This is a genomic window from Sphingobium sp. DC-2 (assembly GCF_000722555.1).
GTDB lineage: Bacteria > Pseudomonadota > Alphaproteobacteria > Sphingomonadales > Sphingomonadaceae > Sphingobium > Sphingobium quisquiliarum.
Genome location: NZ_JNAC01000065.1, coordinates 1 through 1,317, shown reverse-complemented (window position 1 = coordinate 1,317; position 1,317 = coordinate 1). Strand labels below are relative to the sequence as shown.

The window sequence follows — 1,317 nt, the reverse complement described above, 5'->3', positions numbered from 1 at the left end:
AATCTATGGACGCCTCCCGCCGCAAGGTGATTTCGATCTGGCGCTGGGCTTGGCTTGCGTGAATCTATCCGGCCTTCGCTGGAGCGATCCCGCTCCGGGCCTTGATGGGAGTCCGCTGCCTCTGGCCTCATAACATGCTCGGCCTTGGTGGCCCTGTCGTAAATCAGGCTTTGAAGCGGCGGTCCTTGCCGTTGCACCATCACTATCCACCTCGCAGTCGTCACCGCATCCGCGGTGATTCCGTAGGCTCGCTATTTATGCGGGCACGTAGCTCTCCTTCCTTGCAAGGAGGACCCAAGCGATCCGCGCCGTCTTGTTGGCGAGCGCCACCAAGGCCTTGTTAAATCCTGCTCTGGCAACGATGCCCTTGAGCCAAGCTGATCGCCGATCATCACGGCCGGTCAATCGGCTAATGACTGCGCGTGCGCCGTGTATCAGCTGCCGCCGCAGATAGTGATTGGCTCGTCGCCCTATTCCACCGAGGCGTGGTTTGCCGCCCGTGGTATATTGCCGGGGCACGAGGCCGATCCAGGCGGCGAGTTCACGGCCTGAGCGAAAATGCCGGCCATCATTTACGGCAGCAACAAGGGCGGTCGCGATTACGGGGCCGACGCCCGGCAGCGCGGCGAGCCGGCGACAGGCATCATGCTCTCGGCATATTCTGACCAGTTCGGTATCGAGTTTAGAAAGCCTCATCTCAACGTCGCGCAGCTGATCGAGAAGATCGGTGAACAACATTTTCGCAAGTTCGGATAGGTCTGCGTCATCAATTGCCTGCGGTGCCTGGTCGCGAAAGCGCCACGGTCCTTTGGGGAGTATTACACCATATTCGGCAAGCAAGCCGCGCGCGTGATTGATAAGCGAGGTTCGCTGAATAACCAGACGCTCTCGAACGCGATGCAGCGACTGGAGGTCTTGCTGCTCGGTGGTCTTGACCGGGACGAAGCGCATCGTGGGGCGTGACGCTGCGTCGTAGATCGCTTCCGCGTCGATGGCATCGTTTTTGGATCCGCGCACGAACGCCTTCACAAACCTTGGATTGATGAGGCGCACTTGGCAGCCGGTCGACCTGAACTGTCGACCCCAATGGTGCGCGCTCGCACAGGCTTCCATCGCAATAATATCGGGGGCCAGTTCCGCCACAGCATTCTCCAGTTTGCTGCGACTCACTTTCCGCGAGATCACTATGCCGTCCGCATCTACCCCGTGCAGGTGGAACGACTGCTTTCCCAAATCGATCGCTAGCATTTCCATCGCCTTCCTCCTCTTGGTGGAACATCCATGGTGCCTGGAAGTCGGGAGGCGTCCATCCCATAA

General features: G+C 59.5%; 1 protein-coding gene. It reads right to left on the bottom strand.

Features of this window, described 5'->3' with window-relative positions; all coding sequences use genetic code 11:
* Positions 1-255: 255 nt before the first annotated feature.
* A complete protein-coding gene (locus tag ET21_RS0114570; RefSeq protein ID WP_030540262.1) occupies positions 256-1,254 on the bottom strand; it encodes an IS110 family transposase in 999 nt (332 codons plus the stop codon).
* Between the last annotated feature and the right edge of the window lie 63 nt (positions 1,255-1,317).